Source organism: Verrucosispora sp. SN26_14.1 (assembly GCF_004307965.1).
Classification (GTDB): Bacteria; Actinomycetota; Actinomycetes; order Mycobacteriales; family Micromonosporaceae; genus Micromonospora.
Genome location: NZ_SISL01000437.1, coordinates 1 through 4,937, shown reverse-complemented (window position 1 = coordinate 4,937; position 4,937 = coordinate 1). Strand labels below are relative to the sequence as shown.

Here is a 4,937-nt window from a genome sequence, read left to right as displayed (position 1 = left end):
GGCCGCAAGGGCGGGCTGCCGGCCGCCGCCCGGCACGTGCTCACCGCCGTCGGACAGGTCCGCTTCGCGCACGCGTACGACGGGGACACGCTGGTCGGGGTCGGCCGGGGCACCGTCACCGGCGCGGGCCGCTGGCTCGGACTGTCCCTGATCGAGGTGCTGCCCGAGGCCCGCCGCCGAGGGGTGGCCGTGGCCGTCATCGGCGCGCTCGCCGAGTGGGCCGGCACGGCCGGCGCCACCGACGTGTTCCTCCAGGTCGAACAGCACAACGTGCCCGCCGTGACGCTCTACCGGACGCTGGGCTTCACCACCCACCACACCTACCGGAGCCGGATCGCCCCGAGCTGACGGCGCGACCCGTGCCGGGCGTACCCGGTCAGCGACGCACGCTGCGACGCGGCTTGCCCGAGCCGCTCTCCGCGTACTCCTGGAGGCTCTGCGACCGGTGGTCGCGGCCCAGCGTGGTGAGCAGCAGGTAACCCAGGATCGTGCCGACGGTGGTCGCGACGAGGTAGAGCACGACCTGCCAGAAGAAGGTGGCGCTGCCGTCGGCGAACGGGCTCCGGCCCACCAGCAGCGGCCCGACGAACATGGTCAGCGCGAGCGCGATGCCGATCGCGCCGGCCAGCTCGGGGCCCCACTGGGCCACCGGACGCGACTGGCCCCACGAGTAGGCCATCCCGGCCAGGATCAACCCGATCACCGCGAACATCCCGAGGGTCACCCGATCGGCGGCGGCCTCGTCACCGTCGAAGCCGAACCGGATCACCAGTCGGGCGACCACGTTGACCGCGAACAACGCGATCGCGAGCACTCCGATCGCGCGCCACCGCTGCCCCATCGCACGCCTCCCGCCGTACCGCCCGCCCCGGTGGCGGGCCTCCTGGCAGGAATGTCTATCACCCGGGACGGGGTGGCGTCAGTACCGCCTGGACGGCGGGTTCGGCGCGAGGATCGACCGGAACGCCATCACCGCGAAGGTCATCGACCCGGCCACCACCAACGTGAGCCCCACCCAGTTGCCGACCAGCAGCACGTCGCCCTCGGTGGTCCGGTCGGCCGCCGCCACCATGATCACGACCCACGGCAGCGCCGGCAGCACCACCGCCCACCGGGACCCCACCGTCTCCATGGCGAACCAGCTCAGCACGATGTTCGCGAGCACGGCCACCAGCACCGCCGCCCCGATCAGGTACCCACCGACCCGCAGCGGGGCGAGCAGCAACTCCAGCACCGCCGTCACCGCCCCGGCGACCAGGGCGACCACCCCGCCGAGCGCCCGCAGGCCGAGGTCCACGGGTCGCCGCCAGGCCCGCGCGGGCGGTGGCGGCTGGTGTCCGGGCGGGGCGACCGACATCGCGGTGGGCACGGTCACCGGAGACCGGCCGTACCGACCGGTGTGCGATCCGGGTCGTCGGCGGTCTCCAGCCCGGCGAACAGGTCCGACTCCCAGCCGTACGGGCCGCTGCCCGGTCCCTTCGCGCCCACCGCGAGGGTGAAGTACTCCACGCCCATGAACTCGGCGCCGAAGTTGCCGGCGATCGAGTAGAGCCAGGAGGTGGCCGGGATCTGGGTGGCGTGCGCCCGCATCGCCGCCTCCTTCGCGGCGTGCTGCTCGGTCGCGTCGATCCGCGCCGCGATGTCCTTGTCCGGCGTGCAGAAGGGCAGGTCGGTGGCGTTCTCGATGCCGGCGAAGGGGTTGTCCGAGGACTCCTCGAAGTGCGTCATCCCGGCCTCCAGGACGCTCTGCGGCATGGCCGTCCAGTAGACCTTCGCCGGGGCGATCCCCTCGGCGGCGGCCAGCTCGACGGCCCGCATCGCGACCCGGTGCGCCTGGATGTGGTCGGGGTGGCCGTAGAAGCCGTTCCCGTCGTAGGTGATCACCACCTGCGGGCGTACCTCCCGGATCACCTCCAGCAGCTGGCCGGCGGCCTCGTCCAGGTCGGCCTGCCAGAAGGCGCGCGGGTGGTCGTTGGTGGCCAGGCCCATCATCCCCGAGTCGCGGTAGCGTCCGGCGCCACCGAGGAAGCGGTGGTCGGTCACGCCGAGCTCGGCGCAGGCGGCGGCCAGCTCGGCGATCCGGAACCCGCCGAGCTGGTCGGCCTCGGCGGCGGCGAGCCCGACCAGCTCCGGCACGTGGATCTCGCCCTCCTCGCCGAGTGTGCAGGTGACCAGGGTGACGTGGGCCCCGGTGGCGGCGTAGTGCGCCATGGTCGAACCGGTGCCGATGGACTCGTCGTCGGGGTGCGCGTGGACCAGCAACAGGCGGCGGTCGGGCAGCGTCGTCACGAGGGTCACTCTAACCGGCGGTTCTCGCCGATCACCCCCGACGCGTCCGCTCGGGTCCGGCACATCGCGCTCGGCCGCCGCATACGATCTGGCCTGTGGACTTTCCCGAGCTGGCCGCCCGCACCCGCCGGTTCAGCCACGGGGCGCCGCGCGCCGTCTCCGTGGCCGACGACGGGGCCCGGGTGGTCTTCCTGCGTTCCGCGGGGCCGGAGGACCCGGCCGACGCGCTCTGGCAGCTGGACGTGGCGAGCGGCGAGGAACACCTGGTCGCCGACCCGGTCGCGCTGCTCGGCGAGGACGCCGACCCGGCCGCGCTCAGCCCCGGCGAACGGGCCCGACGGGAGCGGCTGCGGCTCTCCGCCGCCGGCATCGGCGCGTACGCCCTGGACGCCGCCGGCCGGGTGGCGGTGTTCGCACTGGCCGGTCGACTGTTCCGGGCCGACCTGGTGCACGGCGACGTGATCGAGGTGCCGGCCGCCGGCCCGGTCCTCGATCCCCGGCCGGACCCGACCGGCCAACGGCTCGCGTACGTCACCGACGCCGCCGAGGGGGTACGCCGGGGCGAACTGCGGATCGTCGACGTCGACGGCACCGACACGATCCTGGCCGGCGAGGACTCCGGGGTGCTGTGGGGGCTGGCCGAGCACATCGCGGCGGAGGAGTTCGACCGACACCGGGGCTACTGGTGGGCACCGGACGGCCGGTCGGTGCTGGCCGCCCGGGTCGACGAGTCCCGGCTGCCCCGCTGGCACCTGCACGACCCGGCGCAGCCGGCGAGCCCGCCGGTCAGCGTCGCGTACCCGGTGGCCGGTGGACCCAACGCGGAGGTCAGCCTGCACCTGTTGGACCTCGACGGCGGCTGGGTGGACGTGCACTGGGACCGGGAGACCTACCCGTACCTGACCGCGGTGCACTGGGCCGAGGGTGCTCCGCTGGTCACCGTGCTGCGCCGCGCGCAGCAGCACGGGCTGGTGCTCGCCGTCGACCCGCGCACCGGCGAGACCCAGGTGCACGCCGAACTGGCCGACCCGCGCTGGGTGGAGCCGATCGCCGGTACGCCCGCACACCTGCCGGACGGACGGGTGCTGGTCGGCGGCGAACTCGCCCACGACGGGTACGACGCGCGGTGCCTCTTCGCCGACGGCACCCTGCTCACCCCGCCCTCGCTCTACGTCCGCCGGGTGGTGGGCCGGCTGGCCACCGGCACCGGGCCGGCGGACCTGCTGGTCGAGGCGAGCGACGGCGAACCGAGCGAGCAGCACCTGTTCCGGGTCCGCACCAGCATCGGCGGCGGCGTCGACGCCCGCCGCCTGACCAGCGACGCGGGATGGCACCACGGTGCGGTCGGCGGGGACGTGCTGGTCGTCGGCGTCGCCTCGCTCGACCACCCGGGTGTGCGGTGGACGGTCCGGCAGGGCGACCGCGAGGTGGCCGTGCTCCGGTCGCTGGCGGCCACGCCCCGCTACTCCCCGCTGCCGCTGCTGGAACGGGTCACCGACCGACGCCTGCCCTCGGCCGTGCTCTACCCGGACAACCACGTCACCGGCCGTCGGCTGCCGGTGCTGCTCGACGTGTACGGCGGGCCGGGGCACCAGGAGGTGGTCGCCGCCCGCGCGGCCTGGCTGGAACGGCAGTGGTGGGCCGACGCCGGCTTCGCGGTGGTGGTGGTCGACAACCGGGGTACGCCCGGCATCGCGCCGTCGTTCGAGAAGGCCATCCACCGGCGGCTCGCCGACGTGATCCTGCTCGACCAGGTGGAGGCGCTGACCGCGCTCGCCGACAAGCACCCGGACCTGGACCTGTCCCGGGTCGGGGTACGCGGCTGGTCGTTCGGCGGCTGGCTGGCCGGGCTCGCGGTGTTGCGCCACCCGGAGCTGTTCAAGTGCGGGATCGCCGGCGCGCCGGTGACCGACTGGGCCCTCTACGACACCGCGTACACCGAGCGTTATCTCGGCCTGCCCGACGACGGCCCGGACGTGTACGCCCATCACTCGCTTGTGGAGGCGGCCGCCGAGCCGCCCACCGACCCGGCGCAGGCCCGGCCGCTGCTGCTGGTGCACGGCATGGTGGACGACAACGTGGTGGCCGCGCACACGCTGCGGTTCTCGGCCGCGCTGCTGGCCGCCGGCCGACCGCACTCGGTGCTGCCGCTGACCGGTGCGACGCACATGGCCGCCGGTGGGCTCGCCGAGCGCCTCCTGCGCCTGGAACTCGACTTCCTCCGCACCCACCTGTCGGTGTAAGGAAGGGCACCTTACTAACGCCTCGTGCATAGCAGGGGACCCCTCCTTACATCTCAGGGCCCGGCACGGCACGAGCCGTCCGTCGCGCGTACGTCGGTCGGCTGGCCTAGGGTCGGCCCATGAGCGAGCACGACGGGGTGCGGGGATGACCGAGTTCGACGCGGCCGAGGTCGCCGTGCAGGCCGCGCTGGACGCCGGCGCCCGGTACGCGGACGTCCGCGTGATGCACCGGCGCTACGAGTCGATGACGGCCCGCAACGGCGAGGTGGAGGCACTGACCCAGGACGAGAGCATCGGGCTGGGCGTACGCGCGCTGGTCGGGTCGAGCTGGGGCTTCCACGCCGTACCCGAGGTCTCCGACGCGACCGCCCGTGACGCCGGCCGGCGGGCGGCACGGATCGCCGC

Annotated in this window: 6 protein-coding genes; 3 read left to right on the top strand and 3 right to left on the bottom strand. The window is 74.3% G+C overall.

All coding sequences use genetic code 11. The features are described from left to right. A partial coding sequence (locus EYA84_RS26400; RefSeq protein ID WP_131056369.1) for an N-acetyltransferase occupies positions 1–348 on the top strand: 348 nt, incomplete at its 5' end. 28 nt (positions 349–376) lie between these two features. Here EYA84_RS26400 and EYA84_RS26395 read toward each other — a convergent pair. The 3 genes from EYA84_RS26395 to mshB all read right to left on the bottom strand — a co-directional run bounded on the left by EYA84_RS26395 (position 377) and on the right by mshB (position 2,298). Next, a complete protein-coding gene (locus tag EYA84_RS26395; RefSeq protein WP_131056368.1) occupies positions 377–841 on the bottom strand; it encodes a hypothetical protein in 465 nt (154 codons plus the stop codon). A 78-nt stretch (positions 842–919) separates the two neighbouring features. Then, positions 920–1,357: a hypothetical protein gene (locus EYA84_RS26390; RefSeq protein WP_131056371.1), complete on the bottom strand. Its 438-nt coding sequence runs from the start codon at positions 1,355–1,357 to the stop codon at positions 920–922. Positions 1,358–1,371: 14 nt separating this feature from the next. Continuing rightward, entirely contained in the window at positions 1,372–2,298 is a 927-nt protein-coding gene (gene mshB / locus EYA84_RS26385; RefSeq protein WP_131056366.1) for an N-acetyl-1-D-myo-inositol-2-amino-2-deoxy-alpha-D-glucopyranoside deacetylase, read from the bottom strand. Between the two features lie 86 nt (positions 2,299–2,384). On the opposite strand from mshB, the gene EYA84_RS26380 reads away from it, so the two are divergent. Continuing rightward, positions 2,385–4,532, top strand: a complete 2,148-nt coding sequence (locus EYA84_RS26380; RefSeq protein ID WP_131056364.1) for a prolyl oligopeptidase family serine peptidase — start codon at positions 2,385–2,387, stop codon at positions 4,530–4,532. Positions 4,533–4,677: 145 nt separating this feature from the next. Continuing rightward, on the top strand, positions 4,678–4,937 hold a 260-nt coding region (locus EYA84_RS26375; RefSeq protein WP_275540816.1), incomplete at its 3' end, for a PmbA/TldA family metallopeptidase.